Raw genomic sequence first — 23,684 nt, forward strand, 5'->3', positions numbered from 1 at the left:
ATCGTCCTGAGAGGGCACGAGCCACCTATGCGTCCCCCTTATCCCCCGTCCCCGGAGCGCTCCGCCGAGCTGCGGCGGCGGTTCGCCGAAGAGGCCCGGTCCGAGCGGCCCGATCTGTCGACCCTGTGCCTGCTGGTGGGCGCGGAGGCGGACCGGGAGCTGGACGAGGCGGGCCTGGACGCCGCGCAGGTCGAGCTGGACCGGCTGGCCGGGCTGCTGCCGTACCGTCCCGGCGGGCCACGGGCCTGGGCCCTCGCCCTGCGGGAACTGCTCGGTGAGCGGATGGGCTTCGGCGGCAGCCCGGCCGACTACCAGCGGCTGGAGTCCTCGCTGCTGCACGAGGTGCTGGTGCGGCGCAGGGGGTTGCCGATTCTGCTGTCCGTGGTGTGGATGGAGGTGGCCCGGCGGGCCGGGGCGCCGGTGTACGGGGTGGCTCTGCCGGGGCATTTCGTGGTCGGGTTCGGGCCTGACGAGGGGCAGGTGCTCGCGGACCCGTTCGATGGAGGGCGGGTGCTGACGGGGGCGGACGCGGAGGTGCTGGTCGCCGGGGCGACGGGGACGGGGCTCGATCCGGCGATGTTGCGGCCGGCGGATCCGCTGGATGTGGTGCTGCGGATTCTGAACAACGTGCGGGCGTGGGCGGCGGCTCGGCCGGAGCGGTCGGACGTCTCGCTGTGGGCGGTCGAGCTGTCGCTGCTGTTGCCTTCGCATCCGGCGCGGTTGCGGTACGAGCGGGCGCAGTTGCTGGTGCAGCGGGGGGATTACGTGCCGGGGGCCTTGGAGCTGGAGGCGTACGCGGACGTCGTGGCGGCGGTGGACCTGCCGGCGGCTGAGCGGGTTCGGGGGGAGGCTTTTGCCGCTCGGGCGATGCTCAACTGACGCCATCTCGCCGGAGGGGCTTGTGTTGTGTCGCGTGTGCGGGTGCGTTGTGGCTGGTCGCGCAGTTCCCCGCGCCCCCAAGAAGGTCGGCTTACAGCCAGCCCTTTTCGCGTGCCACCCGGACCGCCTCCGCGCGGTTTCTCACCGCGAGCTTCTGGATGGCTGTGCTGAGGTAGTTGCGGACGGTGCCCTGGGAGAGGTGCAGGGTGGCTGCCAGTTCGGCGTTGGTGGAGCCGTCCGCCGCTGCTCTGAGGACCTCTCGCTCTCGATCCGTGAGGGGGTTGGCGCCGTCCGCCAGGGCCGCTGCCGCGAGGGTGGGGTCGATGACGCGTTCGCCGGTGAGGACCTTGCGGATCGCCTCGGCGAGCTGGGCGGCGGGGGCGTCCTTCACCAGGAAGGCGTCGGCGCCGGACTCCATGGCGCTGCGGAGGTAGCCGGGGCGGCCGAAGGTGGTGAGAATGACCAGCTTCACCGCCGGAAGCTCCTCGTGGAGACGGGCCGCGGCCTCTATGCCCGTCGCGCCGGGCATCTCGATGTCCAGGAGGGCCACGTCGACCTCGTGTTCGCGGGCCGCTTCCAGGACCTCGTCGCCGCGGGCCACCTGGGCGACCACCTCGATGTCCGCTTCCAGGCCGAGCAGGGCGGCCAGGGCCTCACGGACCATCGACTGGTCCTCGGCGAGCAGGACCTTGATCGTGCGGCTCATGCCGGGGATCCTACGTCCCCCGGGTCGGCCGTCGGCACGCGGGCGACCAGGCGGAAGCCGTGCTTGAGCGGGCCCGCCTCCAGGGTGCCGCCCGCCTTGGCCAGGCGCTCGGTGAGGCCCGTGAGACCGTTGCCGTGGCCGTCGCCCGGGCCGCCCGAGCCGTTGTCCTCGACGGTGAGTTCGAGCACCGGGCCGTCGAGGGTCTGGCGGCGCAGCAGCTCGACCGTGCAGCGGCCGGCGCCGCTGTGCCGTACGACGTTGGTGACCGCCTCGCGCAGCGCCCAGGCGAGGGCGGACTCGCTCTCCTCGGGGACGCCGGCGAGGCCGGGCGGCTCCGCGGGCAGGTCGGTGGTGACGCCGGCCGCGGTCAGGGCGACCCGGGCACCGGCGAGTTCGCCGCTCAGGCGGGGGCGTCGGTAGCCGGTGACGGCCTCGCGCACGTCCACCAGGGCCTGGCGGCTGACCTGCTCGATGTCGGAGACCTGCTGGGCCGCCTTGTCGGGCCGGTCGGGGAGCATCCGGCCTGCCAGCTCGCTCTTGAGGGTGATCAGGGAGAGGGAGTGGCCGAGCAGGTCGTGCAGGTCCCTGGCCAGGCGCAGGCGCTCCTCGTTGGCGGCGAGCTGGGCGACGGTGGCGCGGGCCTCGCGCAGGGCGATGGCCGTCCGGACGAGTTCGCGTACGCCCGTCATCGCGAAACCGCCGAGCAGGGCCGGGATGAGGAGCCCGCCCAGGTAGGACAGACCGTCGTGCGAAGCGAGCGCCACGGCGGTCAGCAGGGCACACGCGGCCGGGATGGTCCAGCGGGCCATACGCAGGGGCAGGGCCGCCCCGGACGCGATCGAGACATACACGAACAGCACCAGCCACTCGCGGCCCAGGGTGAGGGCGAGGAGCGTGGACTGGGCCGCGAGGACCCCGAGCGAGCCGAGCACCAGGGCGTTGCGCTCGCCGCGGCCGGTGCGGAAGACCAGCACCATGTACCAGGCCACGAACGCGGCAAGGCCGAGCCAGCCGAGGATCCGCACGCCCGTGCTGTGGCCGCCGTGCAGCAGGTCGGAGACGGGTGCGCCGAGGTAGACCAGCCAGATGCCGGTCCACAGCGACTTCACCGTCCGCTGCCGGCGGTTCACGGGGCGCTGCCCGATACCGAACCCGACGCCGCTCACGCCTTCAGGGTGTCCTTCCGGTACAGCCAGGCCGCGCCGCCCGCGAACAGGGCGAACGACACCACGAGGACGACGAGGTCCTGGACGTGCGGGGCGCGGCTCTGCTCGATGGCCTGCCCCAGGGCAGCGTACGCGTGCGTGGGAAGCCACTTCGCGATGGCCTGGAGCCAGGTCGGGAAGGTCGTCGTGGGCATCCACAGGCCGCCGAGCATCGACAGGCCGAAGTAGGTGATCATCGTGATCGGGCGGACCGCGTCGCCGCTGGCGAGGTAGCCGATGGCGACGCCGAGCGCGGCGAAGACGAGGCTGCCGGCCCAGATCGCGCCGGTGAGGGCGAGCCACTGCCAGGCGTCCAGGCGTACGTCCTTCACGGTCGCCGCGACGGCGAAGACGATGACGATGGACGGCAGGCTGACCACGGCGGCGCTCGCGGTCTTGGCGAGGACGAAGCCGCGGCCCGGCAGGGTGGTCAGGCGCAGTTGCCGCACCCAGCCGCTCTCGCGCTCCTTGGCGATGCGCTCGCTGTTGCCCATGAGGACGGCCGTGAGAGCACCGAAGGAGGCCATGGAGACCATCATGTAGGTCGGCAGGGTCAGGCCGGTGCCGGGGAGCTTCGTGGTGCTGTCGGAGTTGCCCGCGATGATCAGGAACAGGACCGACGGGTAGATCACGGAGAAGAACAGGAACTTGCGGTTGCGCAGGGCGCGGGTGAGTTCCAGCTTGATCAGGCTGTTCACTTCGACTTCGCCTCCTCGGCGGCGGTGATCGCGACGAAGGCCTGCTCCAGGCCGAGCCCGGCGACTTCGAGGTTGCGGGGGTAGACGCCGAGGCCGTAGAGGGCGTGGACGGTCGCGTCGGCGTCGGTGGACTGGATGCGGACGGTCCGGCCGGAGACGGCCAGGGAGGTCAGGAAGGGCAGGCCGCGCAGGGCTGCCTCGTCGACGTCGCCCGCCAGGTCGAAGGAGACCCGGCGGGCGCCCGCCTTGGCCTTGATCTCGGCGGCCGTGCCGTCGGCGAGGAGCCGGCCGCGGTGCAGTACCAGGACCCGGTCGGCGACGGCGTCGGCCTCTTCGAGGTAGTGGGTGGCGAAGAGGACCGTCCGGCCCTGGTCGGCCTGTTCGCGCATGGTGGCCCAGAAGGCCTGGCGGGTGGTGACGTCCATGCCGGTGGTGGGCTCGTCCAGGACGATGAGGTCACTGTCGCCCGCGGTGGCGAGGGCGAAGCGGACGCGCTGGGCCTGGCCTCCGGAAAGTTTGTTGACCTTGCGGCCGGCGATCTGCGCGATGCCCGCGCGGGACAGGACCTCGGAGGGCTGGTACGGCTTCGGGTGCAGGTCGCAGGCGAGCCGCACCAGTTCGGCGACCGTGACCTCGTCCATCAGCCCGCCGCTCTGCAGCATGGCGCCCACGCGCCCCGCGACGATGGCCTCCCGGGGGCCGGCGCCGAAGAGGCGGACGGTGCCGCTGTCGGGCTTCTTGAGACCGAGGAGCAGATCGAGGGTGGTGGATTTGCCGGCGCCGTTGGGGCCGAGCAGCGCCACGGTCTCCCCCGGGCGCAGGGTCAGGGTCAGTCCGTCCACGGCCCGGACGGCGCCGTATGCCTTGCTCACCTGGTCGAACGCGACCACCGAGGCTGTCGTTGTCATACGGCCATGGTGGCTTCGGGGGTGTCGGCGGAGGCAGTGTCGGGCGTCCGGAGTGCGGGATGACAGATGTCATGCCGCCCGGGTGACGACGCCGGACGGCCCCTGCCCGGTGGGGGCAGGGGCCGGTCGTCCGTGCGGACCGTCCGAGGTCAGTTCGGCTTGGTCTCGATGACTCCGACGCGCTCCGCCGGTGTCTTGCCGCGCAGGGCCTCGCGCAGCGCGGCGACGACGTCCTGCGGCAGAACGTCGCGCTTGCCGCTCGCGCCCTCGATCTGCACGCCCTCGAAGGTCGTGCCGTACGCCTCCTGGAGCGCCTTGAGGTTGTACGTCTCCACGAGCTTGCCGTCGACGGCCTTGAAGCCGAGGATCTTCGGCAGGGACACGGGGCCGAAGTCGATGCTGTGAGCCGCGTCGGTGCGAACGGTGACGAGGTCGGACATCGCGGGCTGCGCGAACTCCTTCAGCATCCGGTCGACCTCGGCGTTCGACACCGTCGGCTTCCGGCTGGTGGTCGGGAGCGTCACCGCGCCGGCCGCGCCGGTCTCCACCTGGGTGCGGTAGGCCTCCTCGACCGCCGCGGTCGACTTGTCGACGTCGATGCCCTGGCCCGCCTTGCCGTACACGGCGACGGCCTTGCCGCCCTGGAACTTGATGGTGCCGTCGGACGACGAGCCGGAGCCGCCCGCGGCGGTCTCCAGGGACGCGTGCAGCTTCTCCTCGTCGATCGGCATGACCGGCGTGACGACGCGGTGATTGCCGAACAGCGAGCCGATCACGGAGACCGGGTTGTAGTCGCTCTTCGCCGCCGCGTCGGCCGTGGCGTCCATGTCGAACTGGAGGCCCGCGTTGTCCGGGTCGAGGGACACGGTCTTGCCACCCACCGACAGCTTCAGCGGCTTGCCCGCATTGCCGTCGAAGGCCTCGTCGAGCTTCTTGACCGCGCCGTCACGGGTGGTGCCGCCGATGTCGACGCCGAGGACGCTGGTGCCCTTCGGGACGTCGGTGCGGTTCATCAGCAGACCGGCGCCGTAGAGGCCACCGGCGGCGACGACCACGCCGACCGCGAGCAGCACGAGCTTGTTGCGGCCCTTCTTCTTCGGTGCCTTCGAGGAGCTCGCCGGGGGCGGGGAGACCGGCTCGGGCAGCTTCGGTGCCGCGTGCGGCACCGGGCCTTCGCCGGGCGCGCCCGGGCCGAACGGGGAGGCCGCGCCGGACGGTACGACCGGGATGCCGCTGGTGACGGTGTGCCCGGAGACGTTGTCGTGGCGGGGCCCGTAGCCCTGGCCGTCCGGTTCGGGGGCCGGCTTCTGCGGGGTGAGGATGGCGGTGTCGTCGCTCATGCCGCCGCCGGGGCCTGCGGCGCCCGGGCCGGTGGGGGCGGTGCTGCCGGGGGCGCCGCCCAGGGGGCCGGCGCCGCCGGGGTTGCCTGGAGTGGCGGGAGCGCCAGGATTCCCGGGGCGGCCTGGGCCACCCGTGGCGGCGGGGCCGCCGCCGGGTACGCCCGGGCGGCCTGGGCCACCGGGCCCGCCTACGGCTCCGGGACCGGCGGGTGCGCCGGGCCCGCCGGGCCGGCCGGGGTCGTTGAAGGCGCTGGGGGCGCCGGGGCCGCCGGGCCCACCGGAGCGACCGGGCTCGGTGAAGCCACCGGGCCCACCGGCGCCACCGGGCCCACCAGGACCGCCCGGTCGGCCTGCGCCACCCGATCGCCCGGGGCCACCCGGCTCGGCGAAAGCGCCGGGACCGCTCTGCTCGGTGAAGCCGCCCGGTGCGCCGGGCCCACCGGCCGGCGGCGCCATCGGGCCGTCCCCGGTGACCGGACCGCCGGTCGGGCCGGCCGGGCCCTGGGAGCCGGGGCCGCCCTGGCCCACACGGTCGTTCTCCGAGAAGTACGGCAGATCGTCGCGGCGCGGTTCGCCACCACCACCGCCACTGCCCGGGGCGGGACGCGAACCGTTGCCCAGCGGGCCCGCCGCCAGTGCCTCGGTGACGTCGAAGGAGCCGGTGCCGCCGCCGTGCCCGGGGGCGACGGGTCCACCGGTCGCGCCGCCGGGGAGCCCGGCACCGTTCGTACCGCCGGACCGGGAACCACCCGGCGCACCCATGGAGCCGACCACGCCTCCGGGCCGCCCTGCGCCCGGCCGAGCCCCGCCGGACGCACCGGCACCGGGAGCGCCCGCACCAGGGGCGCCCGCGCCGGAACCGCCCGCCGCCGGGTTCGAACCGCCCGGCAGACCGGCCCCGTTGGTGGAGCCGCTGCCCTGACCGCCCGGACCCGTGCCGGACTTGCGGGGCGCGAACCAGTCGCTGGTCGGCTTGTCGTCGGCGGACTGCCCGGGCTCGGCGGGAGGCTCGACCGTGCCGGTGCCCCGGGAGGTGGCGGCACCCGGCGCGGACGCCTCGTTGCCGGTGCCCGCACCGGACCCGGTGTCACCCGAGCCCTCCGAATCCCCGACGGGCTTGCGCACCACCACGGGCGGAATGGGCCGTGACCCGGGGATGTTGATCCGGATCCGGGTCGTCAGCGTGGTCTCGGTCTTGCGTTCCGCCGGCCGCGCGGCCGAACGGCCCGCGTCCGTACCGTCGTCGGAGACCTTCGGGGTCCCGTACGGCGGCGTACCCGACGGGTAGGCGGCTCCACCGCGCCCGTTGGGCCCGGAGGACGGAGTGTCAGTTTCACGACTCAAGGCAGGTTCTCCCGGTTGGCTCCGCCGCCCGACACAACCTCACGCGGGCAGCTCGGCGGCGCGCACCACCATACTGGCCACTTCTGGCCCGTATCCCACGACCGCCGGGAATCCCACACCGGACCCCCACGGCCACGTCCTGGCGAAGTGGTACGTCATTTGGCAAGTCGGACGGGAGCGCCGTCCGGTTGCCGCCCCGGGGCGAGGGTGGCGCACATCACAGCCACACCGATGCCCCCGAGCAGGAAGAGATAGGAGCCGCTCCCCGCGGCGAAGAGGAAGTCGCCCTCGGGGCGGCTGGCCGTGAGCAGGACGACGGCGAGCATCCAGCCGGCGGCGGCCGCGACGCCCCCGATCCGGCCGCGGGTGACGCGTGCCGCGCCCAGGACGGCTCCGGCCTCCCCGGCGAGGGCGAGCAGCAGTCCGCCCGGGAACCACGCGGGCTGCACCAGCGCCCCGGCCACTCCGACCACGGCCCCGAGCAGGAAGAACCCCAGGCAGGCGGTGACCCGTGCGGCGGACGGCGGCCGCATCGGCTGGGCGAGCATCGGACTCCGGTCACTCATGAGGCCTCCTCGACGCCGGCGAACAGGTCCGTCTCCCGCTCACCGGGGCCCTGCTCGCCCCGCACCAGCTCGTAGTACTCGGTCGTGAGGATCGGCTGGGCGAGTTCGTTGGACAGCACGAAATACGGCTCGGCCACGCTGATCTGGGTGGCGTGGGCACGCATCGCGGCGGCCTTGGCGGCGGCGTGGGCGCTGCCGTCGATCGCGGTGGTGATCCGCTCCTCGGCCACGACACCCGGTACGTCGTCGACCGTGGCCGCCTTGGTGAAGGGGAGGCCGGGCAGGTCGTCACGGAGCCGGGCGAAGGACTCCTCCACAACGGGCCGGGGGACCCGGTTCCAGTAGACCTTCGGAACCGGACGGCCGGCCTCGGCGGAGAGTTCGGCCGCGCGCATGGCGACGCGATGGGCCTGGATGTGGTCGGGATGGCCGTAGCCGCCGTTGTCGTCGTAGGTGACGAGGACCTGGGGGCGTACCTCGCGGATCACCTCGACGAGGTGTGCGGCGGCCTCGTCGACGTCGGCCTGCCAGAAGCAGCCGGGGTCGTCGTTGTCGGGCAGGCCCATCATCCCGGAGTCGCTGTAGCGTCCGGCGCCGCCGAGCAGGCGGACGTCCCGGACGCCGAGCCCGTACATGGCGGCGGTGAGCTCGCGGCGACGATGCCGGCCCAGGGCGGCGCCGGTCAGGTGCGCGAGCTCGGGCGGGATGACCTCGCCCCGTTCGCCGAGGGTGCAGGTGACGAGGGTGACGTGGGCACCCTCGGCCGCGTACCTGGCCATGGTGGCGCCGTTGTTGATCGACTCGTCGTCCGGGTGCGCGTGCACCAGCAGCAGACGCCGGTCGGGCAGTTCCGTCATGGAACCCACCCTACGAGGTCCCGCGACCCCGCTCACGAGGCCGTACGCGGGACCCGGCCGGTCAGAACTTGATACTGCCGATCATGCCCGCGATGTTCGTCGTCAGCTCGTTGATCGTGGGAGCGACGGTCGAGGAGGCGAGGTAGAAGCCGAGCAGCATGCACACCACCGCATGCCCGGCTTTGAGTCCCGACTTCTTGATGAGCAAGAAGACGATGATCGCCAGCAGCACCACCGCCGAAATCGAGAGTGCCACGGCGGCTCACCTCCAAAGATCCACAAGGGCGCGGGGGGTCGGACTATGGGGGCATTAAATCCGTACAGCAGCCAGCAGGTTCATACCCACTATGCGACATTGATCATAACTATCCGTCCGTGCGCATCGGTCGGCGCACGGCCGCACAAGGGGGCGCATGGCCAATATGGTCAGGGCATGACGACCGAGCCTGACTCCTTCCCCCGGCGGCACGCCCGCACCCAGCGCTTCACGCTCGGCGCGCCGCGTTCGTTCAGTGTGGCGCCCGACGGTTCACGTGTTGTGTTCCTGCGCTCCAGCTCCGGTACGGACCGGGCGAGTTCGCTGTGGGTCCTCGACGCGGAGGAGGGCGGAGAGCGCGTGGCCGCCGACCCGCGCGCCCTGCTGGGCGGTGCCTCGGAGGACCTGTCACCCGAGGAGCGGGCGCGGCGTGAGCGCAGCCGCGAGGGCGGGGCCGGCATCGTCGGGTACGCCACCGACTCGGCCGTCGAGTTGGCCTCTTTCGCCTTGTCAGGGCGGCTTTTCGCGGCCGAGCTGCGGGCCGGGACGGCGCGTGGACTGCCCACGCCCGGGCCGGTGATCGACCCGCGTCCGTCGCCCGACGGGCGGCACATCGCCTACGTCGCGCAGGGCGCCCTGCGCGTGGTGGGAGCCGAGGGGGACGACGACCGGGCGCTCGCCGAGTCGGAGTCGGAGAATGTCTCATTCGGGCTCGCCGAATTCATCGCGGCCGAGGAGATGGGGCGTTCGCGCGGTTTCTGGTGGGCTCCGGAGTCGGACCGGCTGCTCGTGGCGCGGGTGGACGACACTCCGGTGGAGCGGTGGTGGATCTCCGACCCGGCGCATCCGCGGCGTGAGCCGCAGCGGGTGGCGTATCCGGCGGCGGGCACCGCCAACGCGGAGGTGCGGCTGTTCGTGATCGGTCTGGACGGGTTGCGCACGGAGGTCGCCTGGGACCGGGCGCGATATCCGTATCTGGCGCATGTCCACTGGTCAGCGGCGGGCGCACCGCTACTGCTCGTACAGGCGCGCGACCAGCGCAGCCAGCTGATCCTGGCGGTGGATCCGGAGTCGGGCGCGACGCGGATGGTGCACGCCGACGAAGATCGAACATGGCTTGATCTTTTCCCCGGGGTGCCGTGCTGGAGCCCGTCCGGGCAGCTGGTCCGGATCGCGGACGAGGGCGGTGCGAGGGTGCTGGCGGTCGGGGAACGGCCGCTCACGGGAGCGCAGTTGCACGTCCGGGCCGTGCTGGACGTCTCCGACGACGACGTGCTGGTCTCGGCGTCGGCGGGCGAGGAGGCCGACGAGGCGGAGACGGGCCAGGTGCATGTGTACCGGGTGAACGAGCTGGGCGTGGAGCGAGTGTCGCAGGAGCCGGGCGTGCACTCGGCCGCACGGGCCGGGGGCGTCACGGTTCTGGTCTCGGCGACGTTGAATCGGCCAGGTGTGCGGGTGCAGGTACTGCGCGACGGGAAACCGACGGCGAGTGTCCCCTCTTACGCCGAAGACCCTGGTATGTCCCCCCGCGTGACGCTCACCGAGGGGGGCGCACGCCGCATCCCGTGCGCCGTGCTTATGCCTCGGGACTACGCCGGTGACACCCCCCTGCCGGTGCTCATGGACCCGTATGGCGGGCCGCACGGGCAGCGGGTGGTGGCCGCGCACAACCCGCACCTCACCTCGCAGTGGTTCGCGGACCACGGCTTCGCGGTGATCGTCGCGGACGGCCGCGGCACGCCGGGCCGGTCCCCCGCGTGGGAGAAGGAGATCCACCACGACTTCACGCTGTCGCTCGACGACCAGGTGGAGGCGCTGCAGGACCTCGCGCAGCGGTATCCCCTGGATCTGTCCCGGGTGGCGATCCGCGGCTGGTCCTTCGGCGGCTGGCTGGCGGGCCTCGCGGTGCTGCGCCGCCCCGATGTCTTCCACGCGGGCATCGCGGGGGCGCCGGTGACGGACTGGCACCTCTACGACACGCACTACACGGAGCGGTACCTGGGCGCCCCAGCGGAGCATCCGGAGTCGTACGCGGGGAGCTCCCTGGTCACCGCCGACGGGCTGTCCTCACCCGCCGAGCCGCACCGTCCCCTGATGGTCGTGCACGGCCTCGCCGACGACAACGTGGTCGTCGCCCACGCCCTGCGCCTCTCCTCGGCCCTTCTGGCCGCCGGCCGCCCGCACGAGGTCCTGCCGCTGTCCGGGGTCACGCACATCACCCCGCAGGAACAGGTCGCGGAGAACCTGCTCCTCCTCCAGGTCGACTTCCTGAAGCGCTCCCTGGGCATCAGCGGCCCGTCCTGACCACGACGACGGGCCGGGACGACATCGCGCCCCGGCCCGTCTACGGCACCCGCACGGCCGTACGCTGTTCAGCCTGACGCGTCCGTATATCGGGACCGGGTCGGCGAAGTTGCTTGCATGTTAACGCAGTTCGCGGGGGTTTGTGGGGGCTTGGGCTGCCCCCGGCTCGCCATACGGTCATGCCGGCTCGTCGCAGGGCAGGGGACTTCTCGGCGGCGGGGTATGCCGAGCCCAGTCAGCGGCTACGGGCCGTGCTCTCCCGCTGGGGTGGGTGCGCGACCCTGCGCGGCGGGGTGCCGCTGCGCCCACCCTGCCCCAAGCGGCACGACTGCCCGCGGCCAGGCCGAAAGCACCGGTTCCCGGCGCCCTCGTCAGAAGGCACCGGGAACCGGAAGGGACATCGCGCGCAGCCGTCAGGCCGCGTGGATCACGTCCTTCTCCTCCGCGAAGTGGCAGGCCGACTCGTGGGCCGCCGGGGTGTCCTCGCCCTTGAAGCGCTCGGGGACCGCGAGGAGCGGGATCTCCTGGGCGCACTTGTCCTGTGCCTTCCAGCAGCGGGTGCGGAAGCGGCAGCCCGAGGGCGGGTTGGCCGGGGACGGGACGTCGCCGGTGAGGATGATGCGCTCGCGGCCCTCTCGGGCCTCCGGGTCGGGGACCGGGACGGCAGAGAGCAGCGCCTGGGTGTACGGGTGGGTCGGGTGGTCGTAGATCTCCGTGTCCGAGCCGATCTCGGCCATCTTGCCGAGGTACATCACACCCACCCGGTCCGAGATGTGCCGGACGATCGACAGGTCGTGCGCGATGAAGAGGTAGGAGAGGTTGAACTCGTCCTGAAGCTTCTCCATCAGGTTGATGACCTGCGCCTGGACGGACACGTCCAGCGCGGAGACCGGCTCGTCGCAGATGATGATCTCGGGGTTGAGCGCGAGGCCGCGGGCGATGCCGATGCGCTGGCGCTGACCGCCCGAGAACTGGTGCGGGTAGCGGTTGATGTACTCGGGGTTGAGACCCACGACGTCCAGCAGGTCCTGGACCTTGCGGCGGCGGTCGCCCTTCGGGGCCACCTCGGGGTGGATCTCGAAGGTCTCCCCGATGATGTCGCCCACCGTCATACGGGGGTTGAGCGAGGTGTACGGGTCCTGGAACACCATCTGGATGTTCCGGCGCACCGCCTTCAGCGCACGCCCGGACAGCTTGGTGATGTCCTGGCCCTTGTAGAAGACCTCGCCCGCTGTCGCCTTCTCCAGCATCATGAGCAGCTTGGCGACCGTGGACTTGCCACAGCCGGACTCGCCCACGATGCCGAGCGTCTCGCCCTGGTAGAGGTCGAAGGAGATGCCGTCGACCGCCTTGACCGCCCCGACCTGCTTCTTGAAGAGGACGCCCTGGGTGAGCGGGAAGTGCTTCACCAGGTTGCGCACCTGCAGGATCGGCTCGCCCCGCTCGACCGGCGCCTCGATCGCGGCGACCGCCTCCGACTCGGAGCGGGCGGCGACGACCTCGACCTCGGAGACGTTCGGCGTGGCGTCCTGCGGCTCGTCGGTCTTGCTGAGCTCAGCCATGGATCGTCTCCTTCCAGAAGTGGCAGGCCGACCCGCGGCCGGCCAGCTCGGTGCCGTCCCGCTCGGAGACCGGGTGCAGCGCCGGAATGTCCGTACGGCAGACGTCCTGGGCCTGGGGGCAGCGCGGGTTGAAGGCGCAACCGGTCGGGATGCGCAGCAGGTTGGGCGGCAGACCCTTGATCGCGTACAGGTCCTGGCCCTTCTGGTCCAGGCGCGGGATCGAGTCCAGCAGCCCCTTGGTGTAGGGGTGCGCGGGCCGCTTGTACAGCTCGTGCACCGGGGCGGTCTCCACGATCCGGCCCGCGTACATCACGGCGATCTTGTCCGCGACGTCGGCGACCACGCCGAGGTCATGGGTGATCAGGATGAGGCCCATGTTGTACTCGCGCTGCAGCTCCGCGAGCAGGTCCATCACCTGGGCCTGCACCGTCACGTCGAGGGCCGTGGTCGGCTCGTCGGCGATGATCAGGTCCGGCTCCAGGGCGAGCGCCATCGCGATCATGATGCGCTGTCGCATACCGCCGGAGAACTGGTGCGGGTAGTCGCCGACGCGTTCCTTGGCGGCCGGGATCTTCACGCGGTCCATCAGCTCGATGGCCTTGGCCTTGGCGTCCTTCTTGGACATGCCCTGGTGCACGCGGAACATCTCGCCGAGCTGGTAGCCCACGGAGAGCACCGGGTTCAGCGAGGACAGCGCGTCCTGGAAGATCATCGCGATCTTGCTGCCGCGGATCTTCCGCCTCTCTTCGTTGGACATCTTCAGCATGTCCTGGCCGCGGAAGAGGATCTCCCCCTTGGGGATGCGGCCGGGCGGCATGTCGAGGATGCCCATGATCGCCTGCGCGGTCACGGACTTGCCGGAGCCGGACTCGCCGAGCACGGCGAGTGTCTCGCCCGCGGAGACGGAGTAGTTGACGCCGTTGACGGCCTTGGCGATCCCGTCGCGGGTGTGGAACTCCACGTGCAGGTCGCGGACTTCGAGCAACGGGCGGCCCGTGTCCTGCGAGCCGTCCGGCGCGGGCCTCTCGGCCATTTCATCGATGATGGTCACGTACGCCTCCCTCAGCGCAGCTTGGGGTCGAGGGCGTTGCGTACCGCATCGCCGAACATCAGGAACGAGAGCACCGTGATCGAGACCATCACCGACGGGATGATCAGGGTGTGTGGGGCGATACGGAGCTGCTCGCGTCCTCGCGCCACGTCGCCGCCCCAGGACACGGCCGAGTCACCGAGACCGACGCCCAGGAAGGACAGGGTGGCTTCGGCCGCGATGTAGCCGCCGAGCGCGATGGTCGCCACGACGATGATGGGCGCGAGCGCGTTGGGCAGGATGTGCCGGATCAGGATCCGGGACGTCGACGCACCGAGTGCCCTGGCGGCCACCACGTAGTCCGCCTGCTTGATGGTGATCACGGCGCCGCGCGCGACACGGGCGATCTGGGTCCAGCCGAGGAAGGCGAGGGCCATGATGACGACCCAGACGGTGCGGTCGTCGAAGGAGTTGAGCACCACCAGGGCGCCGAGCAGGAACGGGATGCCGAGGAAGATGTCGGTCATCCGCGAGAGCAGGGTGTCGGTCCAGCCGCCGAAGTAGCCGGCGATCATGCCGATGACCGTGCCGATGAGGGTGACGGCGATGGTGACACCCACACCGACGGTGATCGAGGCGCGGGCACCGTAGACGACGCGCGCGTAGATCGAGCGGCCCTGGACGTCGTAGCCGAGCCAGTCCGGAGCGAAGACGTGACCCCAGTTCGGCTTCCCCAGATAGTGCTTGGCCAGATCGGCGTCGCGCGGCGAGGCGCTGGTGAACAGTCCCGGCCAGATCGACATCACCAGCAGGAACACGATCAGCACGGCCGACACCAGGAACAGCGGGTTGCGCCGCAGGTCGTGCCAGGCGTCGGACCACAGGCTGCGCGCCTTCTCGGGAGCCGGGCCCGAGTCGGTCACGACGACGCCCGCGGTGCTCACGGTGTCACCGGGAAGGGCTTCGACCTTCTTCTCGACGGTCTTGTCAGGCATACCGGATCCTCGGGTCCAGGACCGCGTAGAGCAGGTCGACGATCAAGCTGGCAGCGAGGTAGATGAGCACCATCAGCGAGGCGATTCCCACGACCGTGGCGCCCTCGCGCCGGGTGAGCGCGTCGTAGATCTCGAGGCCGATACCCCGCACATTGAAGATGCCCTCGGTCACGATGGCGCCGGTCATCAGGCTGCCGATCTCGATACCGAGGAAGGTGACCACGGGAATCAGCGAGTTGCGCATCAGGTGGACACCGATGATTCGGCGGCGCGGGAGCCCCTTGGCCACGGCGGTGCGGATGTAGTCGGAGCGCAGGTTCTCCGCGATCGACGTGCGGGTCAACCGGGCGACGTAGGCGAGTGAGAGCGACGCCAGCACGATGGCGGGAAGCACGAGCTGGGAGAAGTCCGTCGAGTCGGTCACGGTGGGCGTGGTGACCTGCCACTTGAACGCGAACTGGTACTGCAGCAGGAAGCCCAGCACGAAGGACGGCATCGAGACGAGGAACAGCGTCAGCGTCAGCAGTCCGCGGTCCCGCAGCGTGTCGGGGCGCAGGCCGGCGACGACACCGAGGCCGATACCCACGAGCGTGACGAAGGTGAAGGCGAAGAGCGTCAGTCTGATCGTCACCGGGAACGCGTCGGCGATGACGTCCGCGATGGGCCGCTGACTGGCGATCTGGGTACCGAAGTCGCCCTGGAGCAGCCCCATCATGTAGTTCGCATACTGCTGAATGAGCGGCTGATCGAGACCGAGGTCCTTCTTGATGCTCGCGACCACCGTCGGGTCGTACGCCTGATCCCCCATCATCGCCCGGACGGGATCGCCGGGCAGGGCGTACATCATGCAGAAGATGAGCAAGGTTGACCCGATGAACACCGGGATCATCTGGAGCAGTCGTCGTGCGACATAGCGCCCCATAGGTGCCTCCGTGAGGGGTTAACGCAGGTGCGGGGGCCGTCTCCTGGTGAGGAGACGGCCCCCATGCACCTCCCACCGCCACCTGAGCGGCGGCGGGTCTACGGCCGAGGGGGGAAGAGGTCCGGAAGGCTCCTCTTACTTGGTGGTGACGGCCCACACTTCGAGGTCACCGTGGAAGTCGACGTTGACGTTGTCGACGTTCTTACCGTGGCCGCCGTTGATGCGGTAGTACCAGAGCGGGATGGCCGGCATGTGCTCGACCAGCTTCTTCTCGACCTCCTGGAAGGCCTTCACCGACTCGTCGAGGGACTTGGCGTTGTCGGCCTTGTTCATCAGGCCGTCGATCTCCTTGTTGGAGAACTTGCCGTTGTTGGCCTCGGCGGTGGTGTGGTAGAGCTCCTTCATGAAGTTGGCGTTGACCGGGTAGTCGGCGACCCAGCCACCGCGGTACATGCCCTTCACCTGGTCGTTGTCACGGGCCTCGAGGTCCGTGGCGAAGTCCGGCTTGGGGTCGCCGACGCAGTCGACGCCGGTGGCCTTGCGGATGGACTCGCAGACCGCGGTCACCCACTCCTTGTGCCCACCGTCGGTGTTGTACTGGACGGTGAACTTGTTGCCCGGAACGCCGCCGCCCTCTTGGATGAGCTTCTTGGCCTTCGCCGGGTTGTACGTGAACACGTCGGTGTCCAGGTTCTGGTTGCCCTTGACGCCCGGCGGCGTGAAGGACTCGGCCGGCGTACGGGTGTTGTTCAGAACCGTCTTGGTGATCGTGTCACGGTCGATCGCCATCGACAGACCCTGCAGGACCTTCGGGTCGATGTCCTTGAAGGTCTTGGAGTAGAACGCCGGGGTCAGCGTCTGGATGGCCGCGTACGGCTGCTCGATGGCGCCGTCGCCCAGGTCCTGCTTGTACTTCGGCAGGTCCGTCGGGCCGACCTGGCGGATCATGTCCAGGTTGCCGGAGACGACGTCCTTGTAGGCGGCCTCGAGCGTCGTGTAGGCCTTGAACTGGACGCCCTTGTTCTTCGCCTTGTTCGGGCCCTGGTACTCATCCCAGGCCTTGACCTGGATGAGCTTCTTGTGGTCCCACTTCTCGAACTTGTAGGGACCGTTGCCGACCGGCTTCTGACCGAAGGCCTTCGGGTCGTCGTAGAAGACCTTGGGCAGCGGGGCCCACGTGGTGTAGCCCAGCTTGTAGTTGAAGTACGGCATGGTGTTCTTCAACTCGATGGTGAAGGTGTGGTCGTCCACGGCCTTCAGGCCGGACATGGTCTCGGCCTTCGGGTCACCCTTCTCCGGGTGGACATCGTCGTAGCCCTTGATGTCCTGGAACCAGAAGGAGTTCTGCTGGTTGTTCTTGATGTTGGCGTACCAGTTCCAAGCGTCGATGTACGACTTGGAGGTGACTTCTTCGCCGTTGTGGAACTTCCAGCCCTTCTTGAGCTTGACCGTCCACGTCTTGGAGTCGTCGGTGGTGACCGACTCGGCGTTCGTGTAGACGATCTCACCCTTGGAGTCGAAGTCCAGCAGCTGGGTGAAGAGGGACTGGATGACGTACGAGCCGTTGCTCTCGTTGGTGTCAGCCGGGATGAGCGGCTTCTGGGGCTCCCCGACGTCGATCGAGACGTATCCGGCCGGTCCGGAACCCTTGTTGTTCCCCTCGCCGTCACTGTCGCCGCCGCAGGCGGTGGCGGCCAGAGCGACGACTATCGCCCCCGCGACCCACTTGGCGCTCTTGGCACCGCGCATGGGTTCCTCCTAAGAAGTCATTGGTTCACCGCAAAGGGAGCACAGGACAGATCACGGCGCCCGCCCGTCGCCGGTGCCGGAAAGTGTCAGGTGCCCCCGCGCTCGTGAGTCGGCGCCGCTGCCGGCGAGTGACCCTTCATCCGAGCTCTACGCGCCTAACTATCTGCCATGCGCCCAGACCGAACCACACTCTCGAGGTCTCGGTTCGATCACAGCTCAGGCCTACATCTTCCAAAATCCGGACAAAGGGTTTGGTGAAAGATCCCTGCGAAACGGACTTGTTACACATCTATCGGTGGCAGGTGTCCGTATTCCGGACGCGGGAATGAGATAAACCGGTTGCGACTCCCGTGGCTGCCGTGCAGGGTGCCTGCGGTGGCTGTCGCCCTCTCAGAAGGCCTCTGCCGCAAGGCCGTTGAACGGCCCCGGATCAGGGCAGGGCGCAGCGCTTCCGCGACAGGGTAGTGGGAGCGGGGCGTTCCGCACGGCTGTCCCCGTTAAATCGAGGGTTTTCCCTCACCCTTCCCTTTGTGTTGCCTCTTCTTTACGACGACGCCGGGCACCCCGCCTCGCGGGGTGCCCGGCGTCGTCGTCAGCGGCAGGCGTCAGCCGTGCTTGGCGCGGCTCGCGGCGCGGGCGCGCTCGCGGGCGTCCAGGTTCACCTTGCGGATGCGCACGGCCTCCGGGGTGACCTCGACGCACTCGTCGTCGCGGCAGAACTCCAGGGACTGCTCCAGCGAAAGCTTGCGCGGCGGGACGATCGCCTCGAACGAGTCGGCCGAGGAGGACCGCATGTTGGTGAGCTTCTTCTCCTTGGTGATGTTGACGTCCATGTCGTCGGCGCGGGAGTTCTCGCCGACGATCATGCCCTCGTACACCTCGGTGCCCGGCTCGGTGAACAGCACGCCGCGCTCCTGGAGGTTGGTCATCGCGAACGCGGTGACCGCACCGGCGCGGTCGGCGACCAGGGAGCCGTTGTTACGGGTCTGGAGCGCGCCGAACCAGGGCTCGAAGCCCTCGTGGATGGAGTGGCCGATGCCCGTGCCGCGGGTCTGGGTCAGGAACTCCGTACGGAAACCGATCAGACCGCGGGAGGGGACGACGAACTCCATGCGGACCCAGCCGGAGCCGTGGTTGGACATGTTGTCCATGCGGCCCTTGCGCACGCCCATGAGCTGCGTGACCGCGCCCATGTGCTCCTCGGGCACGTCGATCGTCATGCGCTCGACGGGCTCGTGCGTCTTGCCGTCGATCTCCTTGGTGACGACCTGCGGCTTGCCGATGGTCAGCTCGAAGCCTTCCCGGCGCATCGTCTCGACCAGGATGGCGAGCGCGAGCTCACCACGGCCCTGGACCTCCCAGGCGTCCGGCCGCTCGGTGTCCAGCACGCGAAGGCTGACGTTACCGATCAGCTCGCGGTCGAGGCGGTCCTTGACCTGGCGGGCGGTGACCTTGCGGTCCTTGACGGCCGCCTTGTTGTCGGCGCCCTTGCCGGTGGCACCACGGCCGACCAGCGGGGAGGTGTTGGTGCCGATGACCATGGAGATCGCGGGCTGGTCGACCGTGATCAGCGGCAGCGCGACCGGGTTCTCCGGGTCGGCCAGGGTCTCGCCGATCATGATGTCCGGGATACCGGCGACCGCGCAGATGTCACCGGGGCCGGCCATCTCGGCCGGCTTGCGGGTGAGCGCCTCGGTCATCATCAGCTCGGTGATGCGGACGTTGCTGACGGACCCGTCGCGCTTCATCCACGCGACCGTCTGGCCCTTGCGCAGCTCGCCCTGCTCGACGCGGAGCAGCGCGATACGGCCGAGGAAGTTGTCGGCGTCCAGGTTGGTGACGTGGGCCTGGAGCGGGGCGGCCTCGTCGTACGTCGGCGCCGGGATGTGCTCCAGGATCGTGGAGAAGAACGGCTCCAGGCTGGTGGAGTCGGCGGGGACCGTGCCGTTGTCCGGCTTGGTCAGCGAGGCGATGCCGTCGCGGCCGCAGGCGTAGACGATCGGGAACTCGATCTGCTCCTCGTCGGCGTCCAGGTCGAGGAAGAGGTCGTAGGTCTCGTTGACGACCTCGTCGATCCGGGAGTCCGGGCGGTCCGTCTTGTTGATGCACAGGATGACGGGCAGCCGCTGCTGCAGCGCCTTGCGCAGCACGAAGCGAGTCTGCGGCAGCGGGCCCTCGGAGGCGTCCACGAGCAGGACGACACCGTCGACCATCGACAGACCGCGCTCGACCTCGCCACCGAAGTCGGCGTGACCGGGGGTGTCGATGATGTTGATGGTGATGACGTCCCCCCCGTCCTTCGGGTGGTACTTCACCGCCGTGTTCTTGGCCAGGATCGTGATGCCCTTCTCACGCTCCAGGTCGTTCGAGTCCATCATGCGGTCGTCCACGCCCTCGAGCTGGTGGGCGGCGAAGGCACCGGCCTGCTTCAGCATGCCGTCGACGATGGTGGTCTTGCCGTGGTCGACGTGGGCGACGATGGCGACGTTGCGGATGTCGTGGCGCGTGGCCATAAGAAGGCGTACTCCCGGAGTATGAGGAATGCCCTGCGCGGACGTCTGCGGTGCGCGGGCCCTGCCGGGCTCAACATGCCACGGCCACATCCCATGGTACGGGTGCGCGGCCGCTGGGCTTAGCCGGGATACATCGGTGCTGGTCAGGATGGTTTGCAGGGTGCTCGGCGGCCGCTTTGGGTCTGCTGGGGGCCGCCGCCCCCAGACCCCCGCTTCGGCCTGGACGGCCTCGTCCTCAAGCGCCGGACGGGCTGGAAGCACCTGACGGGCCGGAGGCCGGCTTCGCGCCCTTCTTCAGGAAGCCCATGTCCTCGTAGACCGGCGTGCCGAGGCCGAAGGCTCCGGCGTTGACCAGGTTCTTGCGGGCGGCGATGAGCTGGGGGCGCTGGAAGAGGGGGATCGAGCCGGCCGCCGCCCAGATGCGGGAGTCCGCCTTGCGGATCAAGGAGCGGGACTCGCCCTCGTCGAGGGTGGCCACGGCCTGGTCGAAGAGCTGGTCGACCTGGTCGGTACCGACGCGGGTGTAGTTCTGCTCGACGTTCAGCGAACCGTCGGCGGCCGGGACGGGCTTGGCGTAGACGGGGCGGGCGTCGGTGGCGGGGAAGGCGGAGGCGGGCCAGGAGTACAGGGCGAGGTCGTACTGGCCGGACGCGATGTGGTCCTTGAAGTAGGACTCGTCGGAGACCTTGGAGATCTCCGTGCCGATGCCGACGCGCTCCAGCATGCGGGAGATGCGGTCGGCCACCGTGCGCAGCGTCTGGGAGCCGGGCCCGGAGGGGAGCACGAAGCGGAGGGTGAGCGGCTTGCCGTTCTTGGCCAGCGGGGCGGCCTCACGGCCCGCCGGGGCGGCGGTGCCCATGGGGGCGTACGCGCCGGGGGCTCCGCCCTGGTGCGGCTGCTTGTACTGCTTGCCGTCCTGGGCGAGGTGGGCCGGGTCCTGCTCGCGGTGCGCCTTGCCGTCCTGCCGGTCCTTGTCGTCCGAGCCGACGATGTATTCGCCGTCGTCGTTCCGGGACCCGTCGTCGGAGGACCTGCCGGCCTTCTCGCCCTCGGCTCCGGCCGCCTTCTCCCCCTTCTTCTTCTGTTCCTTGATCGGGCCGCCCCGCACCCACCCGGCGTCCGCGAGCAGCGCCTGGGCCTCCTTGGTGTCCTGTCCGCCGAGGGCTCCGCTGTTGTCTGCGTAGGCGGCCTGGCCGGACAGGGCGAGGTGGCTGCCGACCGGTACGGCGGGCAGTCCGAGGGGCTTCAGCACGGCCTTGGCCAGTTCCTTGCGGTCCAGGGCGCGGGCGACGGCCCTGCGGACGCGCTCGTCGGCGAGCGGCCCCTCGGCACCGTTCAGGGCGAGCTGGGTGAAGGCCGGCTCCAGGGACTTGCGCACCTCGAAGCCGCGCAGGGCCTGCTGCTGCCGGGCGTGCTTGGCGGCCGCCTCGCGCGGCTTCTTGTCCGCCTCGGCGCCCATCACCGGGCTGCTGGAGCCCCGGGGACGGGCGGCGACGGTGATGCGGCGGGCCTCGGAGGGGGCGATCTCGGCCAGGTCGATGGTGCCGGCCGCCAGCTCGGCGGCCCGCTTGTCGCGCGGAACCTTGCGCAGCACGATCTCGGAGAGCTTGGCCGGCCGGCCCCACCAGCGCGGGTTGCGGGTGAGGGTGATCCGCTCGTCCTTGCGGTTGAGCTTCTTCACCGTGAAGGGGCCCGCGGTGACCTTGAGCTTCTTGCGTGCCCCGTCGTTGAAGGAGTCCGGGGTGCCCATGACGTCCTTCGGGTACAGCGGCGAGAACAGGGAGCGCCAGTCGGCGTAAGGGCGGCTGAAGGTGACCCGGACCTCCAGGGCGTTGTCCCCGCGCTCGATCTTCTGGATGCGGTCGTAGCCGGCGTTGCGCGCGGTCCAGTAGGCGGTGTCCTTGCCGGACAGGGCGCGCCACTGGGCGGCGAAGTCGGCGGCGCCGATCTCCCGGCCATCGCTCCAGACGGCCTGCTGGTCGAGCTTGTACAGGACGACCTGCTTGGGCTCCGTCTCGACGACCTCGGCGGACTCCAGGTAGGCGGGGTTGCGCTCGGGGCGGCCGTCGGCGTTCATCCGGAACATCGACGGCAGGACGGCCTGGGCCACGCGGGTGGTGGTGGCGTCGGCGTCCGACTGGAAGGTGTTCAGGGTGTCGGGCACGGAGTCGACGGCCCAGCGCAGGGTTCCACCGTCGGTGATCCGGTCGCGGGCGGCGGGCTGGATGTCCTGCCCGGCGAGCGGCTTGCCGGCCGGGTCCTCGGAGCCGCATCCGGCGAGCGCGGGCACCGCGAGCACTCCCGCGGTGAGGAGGAAGGCGACCGAACGCGAGACCGCACGCGGGCCGACGCCGTGCTGGGACATCTGTGCTACCTCCGGAAAGCCGCGGGCGTTATGATCACTTTTGGCGGTATTTGGATTTCATCTGATGTATGCGGCCCACTGAAGAGGAAAGGGTTCGGCAACACAGGGCGACACGGCGGTCACGGACGGAGAGTCACCCGTGTGGAGCAATAAACGGCACGGTGCACCCACGCGCCTAGGCCAATCGATGCACATCCCTTCACAGCACAAGGTGTGACGCGCAACACTCGCAGGCGCATGAACGTTGCCGCCTTGGGCCTCGAAGGACCCGCGGAAGTGAGGGCAAGTCATGTCCGTTCACGACGAACTGACGTCAGTCCAGCGCAGCCTCGACGACCTGCTGCGGTCGGTGGGGCGCCTGGAGAAGCAGCTCGGCACCGGCGGCCTGGAGATGCGCCGCGTCCGTGCCGACGCCAACCACCTGCGCGAGAGCGTCGCCCTGCTGCGCGACACCGCCGCCTCGCCGGCCGCGCCGAAACGCCCCGAGCTCGTCACCATCTCGGACGCACCGTACGACTCCGCCCTGTGGAGTGACTCGGACGACGAGGGGCTCGGCGCCCGGGACCGGCGCGCTCCCTGACCGGGGAGGAGTCGTACGACCGGCCCCTCCCCCGAACCCGACCGGAGTCGTCAAGTGACCACTGGTACGGAACCTCCCGCCACCCAACCCCAACCCAGAAGCGGCGGCGTACGGGCGGGTACGCGCGCCGCGATCACCGCCCCGCACCTGCGCACCGACCGCTGGTGGCTGGCCCCGGCAGGCACGGCCGCCGGCCTGCTGGCCTTCATCGTCTACTCGACCTGGCGGGCCTTCGCCGACGCCCACTACTACGCGGCGCCGTACGTCTCGCCCTTCTACTCCCCGTGCCTGGCGGAGCGGTGCGAGCCGATGAAGGCCGGCCCGAACTGGGAGATCTTCGGAAGCTGGTGGGGCATCTCGCCCGCCATCATCATCCTGATCTTCCCGCTCGGCTTCCGGCTGACCTGCTACTACTACCGCAAGGCCTACTACCGGGGCTTCTGGGCGTCCCCGCCGGCCTGCGCGGTGGCCGAGCCGCACAAGAAGTACACCGGTGAGACCCGCTTCCCGCTGGTGCTGCAGAACATCCACCGGTACTTCTTCTACGCCGCGATCGCCGTCGCCGGGATCCTCACGTACGACACCGTGCTCGCCTTCCGCGACGAGAACTACGCGTGGGGCCACATGGGCCTCGGCACCCTCGTGTTCCTCATCAACATCGTGCTGATCTGGGCGTACACGATCTCCTGCCACTCGTGCCGGCACATCGTCGGCGGCAAGCTCAAGCACTTCTCCAGGCATCCCGTGCGCTACCGGATGTGGCAGTGGGCCGGGAAGCTCAACGCCCGGCACATGCAGCTCGCCTGGGCGTCGCTGGTGAGCGTGGCGCTCGCCGACTTCTACGTCTACCTGGTCGCGTCCGGCGCCTTCGACGATCCGCGGTTCTTCTGATGAGGGGTGCGTAC

18 protein-coding genes and 1 pseudogene are annotated in these 23,684 nt (G+C 70.2%); 4 read left to right on the plus strand and 15 right to left on the minus strand.

Going from position 1 to position 23,684, the window contains the following annotated elements:
- The first annotated feature begins 27 nt into the window (after positions 1-27).
- Positions 28-879, plus strand: coding sequence for a transglutaminase-like domain-containing protein (locus OG542_RS13845; protein WP_328411036.1), 852 nt, complete (start codon positions 28-30; stop codon positions 877-879).
- Between the two features lie 91 nt (positions 880-970).
- On the opposite strand, the gene OG542_RS13850 is transcribed toward OG542_RS13845, so the two are convergent.
- From OG542_RS13850 to OG542_RS13885, 8 genes and pseudogenes are all read right to left on the minus strand, one after another.
- Positions 971-1,585 (minus strand): response regulator transcription factor, encoded by a 615-nt coding sequence (locus tag OG542_RS13850; RefSeq protein ID WP_184590795.1) that lies wholly within the window; start codon positions 1,583-1,585, stop codon positions 971-973.
- Positions 1,582-2,751, minus strand: a complete 1,170-nt coding sequence (locus OG542_RS13855; RefSeq protein ID WP_328411039.1) for a sensor histidine kinase — start codon at positions 2,749-2,751, stop codon at positions 1,582-1,584. Before OG542_RS13855 ends, OG542_RS13850 begins: the two co-directional genes overlap by 4 nt.
- Entirely contained in the window at positions 2,748-3,488 is a 741-nt protein-coding gene (locus tag OG542_RS13860) for an ABC transporter permease (protein WP_328411041.1), read from the minus strand. The genes OG542_RS13855 and OG542_RS13860 overlap by 4 nt, the downstream gene beginning before the upstream one ends.
- Positions 3,485-4,333, minus strand: a pseudogene (locus tag OG542_RS13865) (ABC transporter ATP-binding protein); the annotation flags it as partial. The gene OG542_RS13860 and the pseudogene OG542_RS13865, both read right to left, overlap by 4 nt.
- Before the next feature lie 212 nt (positions 4,334-4,545).
- Complete coding sequence (locus OG542_RS13870; protein ID WP_328411044.1) at positions 4,546-7,080, minus strand: hypothetical protein; 2,535 nt, start codon at positions 7,078-7,080, stop codon at positions 4,546-4,548.
- A 155-nt stretch (positions 7,081-7,235) separates the two neighbouring features.
- Positions 7,236-7,646, minus strand: coding sequence for a DUF6113 family protein (locus OG542_RS13875; protein ID WP_193481127.1), 411 nt, complete (start codon positions 7,644-7,646; stop codon positions 7,236-7,238).
- Positions 7,643-8,503, minus strand: a complete 861-nt coding sequence (mshB, locus tag OG542_RS13880; protein WP_328411047.1) for an N-acetyl-1-D-myo-inositol-2-amino-2-deoxy-alpha-D-glucopyranoside deacetylase — start codon at positions 8,501-8,503, stop codon at positions 7,643-7,645. Before mshB ends, OG542_RS13875 begins: the two co-directional genes overlap by 4 nt.
- 61 nt (positions 8,504-8,564) lie before the next feature.
- On the minus strand, positions 8,565-8,759 hold the full coding sequence (locus tag OG542_RS13885) for a hypothetical protein (RefSeq protein ID WP_010047829.1): 195 nt from the start codon (positions 8,757-8,759) through the stop codon (positions 8,565-8,567).
- A gap of 177 nt (positions 8,760-8,936) precedes the next feature.
- Between OG542_RS13885 and OG542_RS13890 the strand changes: the two genes are divergently transcribed.
- On the plus strand, positions 8,937-11,063 hold the full coding sequence (locus OG542_RS13890; RefSeq protein ID WP_328411050.1) for a prolyl oligopeptidase family serine peptidase: 2,127 nt from the start codon (positions 8,937-8,939) through the stop codon (positions 11,061-11,063).
- Between the two features lie 413 nt (positions 11,064-11,476).
- Here the strand turns inward: OG542_RS13890 and OG542_RS13895 are convergent, their stop codons facing one another.
- From OG542_RS13895 to OG542_RS13925, 7 genes are all read right to left on the minus strand, one after another.
- Positions 11,477-12,625 (minus strand): ABC transporter ATP-binding protein, encoded by a 1,149-nt coding sequence (locus OG542_RS13895; protein ID WP_193481131.1) that lies wholly within the window; start codon positions 12,623-12,625, stop codon positions 11,477-11,479.
- Positions 12,618-13,658, minus strand: coding sequence for an ABC transporter ATP-binding protein (locus OG542_RS13900; RefSeq protein WP_328417898.1), 1,041 nt, complete (start codon positions 13,656-13,658; stop codon positions 12,618-12,620). The genes OG542_RS13895 and OG542_RS13900 overlap by 8 nt, the downstream gene beginning before the upstream one ends.
- A gap of 29 nt (positions 13,659-13,687) precedes the next feature.
- Entirely contained in the window at positions 13,688-14,650 is a 963-nt protein-coding gene (locus OG542_RS13905) for an ABC transporter permease (RefSeq protein WP_328411053.1), read from the minus strand.
- Positions 14,643-15,572 (minus strand): ABC transporter permease, encoded by a 930-nt coding sequence (locus OG542_RS13910; RefSeq protein ID WP_328411055.1) that lies wholly within the window; start codon positions 15,570-15,572, stop codon positions 14,643-14,645. Before OG542_RS13910 ends, OG542_RS13905 begins: the two co-directional genes overlap by 8 nt.
- 135 nt (positions 15,573-15,707) lie before the next feature.
- Complete coding sequence (locus OG542_RS13915; RefSeq protein ID WP_328411057.1) at positions 15,708-17,321, minus strand: peptide ABC transporter substrate-binding protein; 1,614 nt, start codon at positions 17,319-17,321, stop codon at positions 15,708-15,710.
- Positions 17,322-17,926: 605 nt separating this feature from the next.
- Positions 17,927-19,834 carry a translational GTPase TypA gene (typA, locus tag OG542_RS13920; RefSeq protein ID WP_311127579.1) on the minus strand — a complete coding sequence of 636 codons (1,908 nt, stop codon included), beginning with the start codon at positions 19,832-19,834 and terminating at the stop codon, positions 17,927-17,929.
- Positions 19,835-20,069: 235 nt separating this feature from the next.
- On the minus strand, positions 20,070-22,199 hold the full coding sequence (locus tag OG542_RS13925; protein WP_328411059.1) for an ABC transporter family substrate-binding protein: 2,130 nt from the start codon (positions 22,197-22,199) through the stop codon (positions 20,070-20,072).
- A 289-nt stretch (positions 22,200-22,488) separates the two neighbouring features.
- Here OG542_RS13925 and OG542_RS13930 point away from each other — a divergent pair, with 289 nt between their 5' ends.
- Both OG542_RS13930 and OG542_RS13935 read left to right on the plus strand, forming a co-directional pair.
- The gene (locus tag OG542_RS13930; RefSeq protein ID WP_184590823.1) at positions 22,489-22,779 is read left to right on the plus strand and encodes a hypothetical protein; all 291 of its coding nucleotides are present in this window, start codon (positions 22,489-22,491) and stop codon (positions 22,777-22,779) included.
- A 54-nt stretch (positions 22,780-22,833) separates the two neighbouring features.
- Positions 22,834-23,670: a hypothetical protein gene (locus OG542_RS13935; RefSeq protein ID WP_311127576.1), complete on the plus strand. Its 837-nt coding sequence runs from the start codon at positions 22,834-22,836 to the stop codon at positions 23,668-23,670.
- The last annotated feature ends 14 nt before the right edge of the window (positions 23,671-23,684 follow it).

It is taken from the genome of Streptomyces violaceus (assembly GCF_036014075.1).
GTDB lineage: Bacteria > Actinomycetota > Actinomycetes > Streptomycetales > Streptomycetaceae > Streptomyces > Streptomyces violaceus.

Bases quoted from the DNA above. Each gene is read 5' to 3' on its own strand.
- OG542_RS13845 (WP_328411036.1), top strand. From the start codon at position 28: ATGCGTCCCCCTTATCCCCCGTCCCCGGAGCGCTCCGCCGAGCTGCGG.
- OG542_RS13850 (WP_184590795.1), bottom strand. From the start codon at position 1,585: ATGAGCCGCACGATCAAGGTCCTGCTCGCCGAGGACCAGTCGATGGTC.
- OG542_RS13875 (WP_193481127.1), bottom strand. From the start codon at position 7,646: ATGAGTGACCGGAGTCCGATGCTCGCCCAGCCGATGCGGCCGCCGTCC.
- mshB (WP_328411047.1), bottom strand. From the start codon at position 8,503: ATGACGGAACTGCCCGACCGGCGTCTGCTGCTGGTGCACGCGCACCCG.
- OG542_RS13890 (WP_328411050.1), top strand. From the start codon at position 8,937: ATGACGACCGAGCCTGACTCCTTCCCCCGGCGGCACGCCCGCACCCAG.
- OG542_RS13895 (WP_193481131.1), bottom strand. From the start codon at position 12,625: ATGGCTGAGCTCAGCAAGACCGACGAGCCGCAGGACGCCACGCCGAAC.
- OG542_RS13900 (WP_328417898.1), bottom strand. From the start codon at position 13,658: ATGGCCGAGAGGCCCGCGCCGGACGGCTCGCAGGACACGGGCCGCCCG.
- OG542_RS13905 (WP_328411053.1), bottom strand. From the start codon at position 14,650: ATGCCTGACAAGACCGTCGAGAAGAAGGTCGAAGCCCTTCCCGGTGAC.
- OG542_RS13910 (WP_328411055.1), bottom strand. From the start codon at position 15,572: ATGGGGCGCTATGTCGCACGACGACTGCTCCAGATGATCCCGGTGTTC.
- OG542_RS13915 (WP_328411057.1), bottom strand. From the start codon at position 17,321: ATGCGCGGTGCCAAGAGCGCCAAGTGGGTCGCGGGGGCGATAGTCGTC.
- typA (WP_311127579.1), bottom strand. From the start codon at position 19,834: ATGGCCACGCGCCACGACATCCGCAACGTCGCCATCGTCGCCCACGTC.
- OG542_RS13925 (WP_328411059.1), bottom strand. From the start codon at position 22,199: ATGTCCCAGCACGGCGTCGGCCCGCGTGCGGTCTCGCGTTCGGTCGCC.
- OG542_RS13930 (WP_184590823.1), top strand. From the start codon at position 22,489: ATGTCCGTTCACGACGAACTGACGTCAGTCCAGCGCAGCCTCGACGAC.